Raw genomic sequence first — 4,238 nt, 5'->3', positions numbered from 1 at the left:
CAGCGGTGTGACGATGGCGTCGAGCGTCTGGTTGATGCCTTCGAGGATGCGGCGGAAGTCGCCCTCGTGGCGCTGGGCGTCGGCCCGCACGTCGAGCTTGCCGGCCACAGCGGCCCGCACCAGGCCGCCGGTGTCGACCATCAGGGCCTGGAGATGGCTGCGGACCTGCTCGATCGCCTGGTTGATGAACACCTTCTGCCCGGGCAGCGGGGCGAGCGGCGCATCGAACTGGCCACGACCGAACGCGCTGACGACGTCCAGTGCCTGACGCTGTACATGGATGTGGTCACGCACGGTGGCGTTGACCAGTTCGGCCACCTGCCGGTATTCGCCCTGGAACGGCGCCAGGTCGATGAAGGCATCGATTTCGCCGCGGGCGTGGGCAGTCGACATGTGGCGCAGATCGGTCAGCAGCGCACGCATCGTCAGCCGGACGGTCTCGAAGGATCGGGCGATGTTGGCCAGTTCATCGTTTCCGCGGACGATCGTGCTGACTTCGAGTTCGCCACGGGCAACGGCTGCCGCGCTACCGCCGATGAACTGCGCCGTGCGGCGCATCGACCGGGTGACGCCGAACGACAGGTACAAGGCCATCAGCATGCCCGAGACGGCGGAGACCACGATCAGATTGCGGTTCTGCACGAGTTGCGCGTGGCGCTGCACCAGCAGCTCCTGGAGCCGGTGGATCGTCTGTTTGTGCCAGTGATCGAACTGGTCCAGCAACGCGTTGCTGCTGCGCAGCATGGCCAGTGGATCGCCCCGCAGCGGCCCGTCCGCAGTGGCCAGGGCCTCGATCTGGGCGAGGTAGCGGTCCGCTGCGGTGTCGGCTTCCTTCCAGCCTGGGGGCACCTTCTCGCCTGCGCGTTCCAGGGCGTCGAGTCGGGCTTGCAGGTCGTCCCGGCGTTCCTCGAACTGGCGCCGGATGACGGCGAGGGCCACCGTGTCTCCAGGCTGCCAGCTGCCGCGGGCCAGTGCCTGCACGGCGGTGTCACGCAGCTCCGCCAGGGCCGCGATGTGGCTGGGCATGCGCTGGAAGGTCAGGTCCATGAGCAGAAAGGTGGCCGACTCCGCGTCCAGCAGCAGGCCGCTCTTTTCGGCGACCAGACCGACGAGGGCCTGGGTTTCGCGGGCGGTCTGGTCCTGCCGCGGCCCGTTGTGCCCGGCCGCGCCGAAGGTGTCTTCGCGGGTGTCGCGCAGGATGTGGTCGCGCAGGCCGGTCCAGGCGGTGGACAGATCCAGGCCGGAGGCCGTTGTCTGGCTGTCCACCGAGGCCACGGTCTTGCGCAGTGCGCTGCGTGTCTCGTCCAGCAGCGCGTGCGCGGCCGGTACCGTGGAAGCCAGTGCCTGCGCGCTCTGGCAGGTCTGGAGCAGGGCCATCAGATCCAGCAGTTCGTGCGCCACAGGAATCCCGGACTGCTCCAGCCGGACCGCCTCGGCCGCTGCGGTGTCCCGGCGCACGGCCACCACCGTCAGCACGACCAGGGGCAGCAACAGCACGGTGACGATCAGGCCGAGCTTGGCCGAGATGCGCATCGACCGGGTCGCCACCGTGACGGGGGCAAACAGCAGCGAGATCAGTGAGGTCCGGGGGAGGGTCATGGGCATTCCAAGGCGAGACTGGACGTCGAGGTGCGGGGAAGCTCGGTGTGCAGCCGGGCGAGGGCCGGAACATCCAGGATCAGCGCCACCTCGCCGTTGCCGAGGATGGTCGACCCGGCGAGGCAGGGCAGGTGGCGGAACAGCGGTCCCAGTGGCTTGATGACCGTCTGGTGTTCACCGAGCAGCCGGTCCACCAGCAGGCCGATCCGACCGGTACTGCAGCGCACGACCACCAGGCTTTGCCGCACCGGGCGCTCGCCGCCATGACCGAAGCAGGACCGCAGGTCGAGGAAGGGCAGCACCTGGCCGCGCAGCTCGACGCAGCCGCTGTCCCGGTGTGGCCCGGACTGCAGCCCGGACGGCGTTTCGATGCACTCGGCGACGATGTCGAGCGGCAGGACGTAGCCCACGGTGCCGACCTGTGTCAGGAAGCCGTCGATGATGGCCAGCGTCAGCGGCAGGCGAATCTGCACCGCCGTGCCCTGGCCGGGTGTGCTGGTCAGGCGGATCTGGCCGCGCAGCGCCTCGACCTGCCGGCGCACCACGTCCATGCCGACGCCTCGGCCCGACAGGTCGGTGATCTGTTCGGCGGTCGAGAAGCCGGGCTCGAAGAGCAGCGCGTGCACCTGTGCGTCGTCGAGCACGGCCTCGGGCGGGATCAGCCCGCGCTCGATGGCCTTCGAGAGGATGCGACCGCGGTCGAGGCCTCGGCCATCGTCACGCACCTCCAGCACCACGCTGCCGGCCTCCTGGTAGGCCTGCAGGGACAGCCGTCCGCGGGCTGGTTTGCCGCTGGCGCTGCGCTCGCCAGGCCACTCGAGGCCATGGTCCAGGCTGTTGCGCACGAGGTGCATCAGCGGGTCGGCGATGGCGTCGACCAGGGCACGGTCGAGTTCGGTGTCGCCGCCGAGGATCTGCAGCGCCACGTCCTTGCCCAGTGTCTTGCCCACGTCCCGCACGACGCGCTGGAAGCGGCTGAAGGTCTGTCCGATCGGCACCATGCGCAGCGCGAGCGCGCCGTCGCGGGCGGATTGCACCAGTTCATGCACGCGCTGCGAGGTTTCGATGCAGCGGGCATGGCGGCTTTCGCGCGCGGCATTGCCGGCGCCCGATCCGGCGATGACCAGCTCGCCGATCAGGTCGACCAGCCGGTCCAGCTTGTCCGCACGGACGCGGATGAAGCGGCCCTCTGCAGCCGGACCCCGTTCGGCGGTGCGCGCGGGAGGCGCTGTCGGTGCCGGGGCGGAGGACTCGGCGGGCTGGATCTCCAGCGTGGAGTCGTCCTGCAGGAAGTCGAACACGTCGGCGATGGCCTGGCGCGGTGCGCTCGACTGCAGCAGGATCTCGAAGTCGAGCCAGCAGCCTTCGGCATCGAGTGTCTCCAGCGTCGGCACGCGGTCGTGGTGCGTGCGTACCCCGCACAGCGTGCCGAGCGTGCCGAGGTGGCGAATGAAGGACAGCGGATCCAGGCCGTTGCGCAGGGCATCGATGCCCATGTGGAGGTGCAGGCGCCAGCGCGGCTCGTCGGAGGCGTCCGGTGCCGGTGCATCTGGAGCGTTCGGACTGTCCTGCAGCGCAGCGACCAGCGTGCCCAGTTCGTCGGCCCCGGCCAGCAAGGCGGTCATGCTGTCTTCGGTGAGCCTCTGGCCGCCACCGCGCAGGGCGTCGAGCGTGCTTTCCAGCGCATGGGTCAGGCGCACGAGGGTGTCCAGCCCGAACATGCCCGCGGCACCCTTGAGCGTGTGGGCGGCGCGAAAAGCGCCATGCACGGCCTCCAGATCGCCAGGATCCTGCTCCATGTGCAGCAGGTTCTGCTCCAGCTGGCGCAGGGTGTCCACGGCCTCGTCCATGAAGCCAGCGCGTGCAGCGGCGATGATGTCGGCGTCGAGGCGCATGTCAGGTCGTCGATGGGCGGGCGTACGCACGCCGGCTGGTCTCGATGTCGGTGTGCAGGCGTGCCAGCCAGTCTTCGGCCGATTCGGCGACAGGGTCCTCGGCGCCCAGCAGGTACTGGCGCAGTCGCTGCATGTCCTGCAGCAGGCTGTCCACGCCGTGGCGGGGCTGGTCGAGTTCCTTCAGGTCGCCTTGCAGCGACGTCAGCTGTGTCTGCAGCTGCTGGCATTCCTCGAAGAGTTCAGCCGCGCCGCGCCGCACATCCCCGACTTCGCCGGCAATCGCGTGCACCAGCCGCCGCGCCTGCTCCTCGGCCAGGATGGCGCAGTCTTGCTCCGGTGAGTCGGGGTCGGCGTCGTCGTGTCCGGCGCGCTGCACGACCGCGTCCAGCGGTGCCCGCATCTGTCCGACCTGCCGTGCGATGCGGATGCCGGCCTGGCGTGACTGGGCGGCCAGTTGCCGCACTTCCTGCGCCACCACGGCAAAGCCGCCGCCGCGTTCACCGGCCCGTGTGGCTTCGACCGACGCATTCAGCGCGAGCAGGTGGGTGGCACGACTGATGGTCTGCACCTCCCGTGCAAGCGTGTTCAGCGCTTCCAGTGCCTCCACCATGGTGCGGGCGGCCGACACCGTTTCGAGTCGAAGGCGTGCTGTCGAGCGGCTGTGGTGCAGCAGCTCGTCGAGGAGTGTGTGGTGGCGCCCCATGAGGTCGTCGATCAGCAGTGCCGGCGACGCGGTGGTCGTGT

Annotated in this window: 2 protein-coding genes and 1 pseudogene; all 3 read right to left on the bottom strand. The window is 69.5% G+C overall.

What is annotated here, in order from left to right; genetic code table 11:
* Nucleotides 1-1,599 (bottom strand): annotated as a pseudogene (locus tag AB3X43_RS01020) (hypothetical protein); the annotation flags it as partial.
* Nucleotides 1,596-3,494, bottom strand: a complete 1,899-nt coding sequence (locus tag AB3X43_RS01015; protein ID WP_369428034.1) for a chemotaxis protein CheA — start codon at nt 3,492-3,494, stop codon at nt 1,596-1,598. The pseudogene AB3X43_RS01020 and the gene AB3X43_RS01015, both read right to left, overlap by 4 nt.
* A gap of 1 nt (nt 3,495) precedes the next feature.
* On the bottom strand, nt 3,496-4,238 hold a 743-nt coding region (locus AB3X43_RS01010), incomplete at its 5' end, for a methyl-accepting chemotaxis protein (RefSeq protein WP_369428033.1).

Source organism: Sphaerotilus sp. (assembly GCF_041083715.1).
Taxonomy (GTDB): Bacteria; Pseudomonadota; Gammaproteobacteria; order Burkholderiales; family Burkholderiaceae_C; genus Sphaerotilus.
Note: the sequence above shows the minus strand (reverse complement) of the source record. Positions and strands in the feature narration are given on the sequence as shown.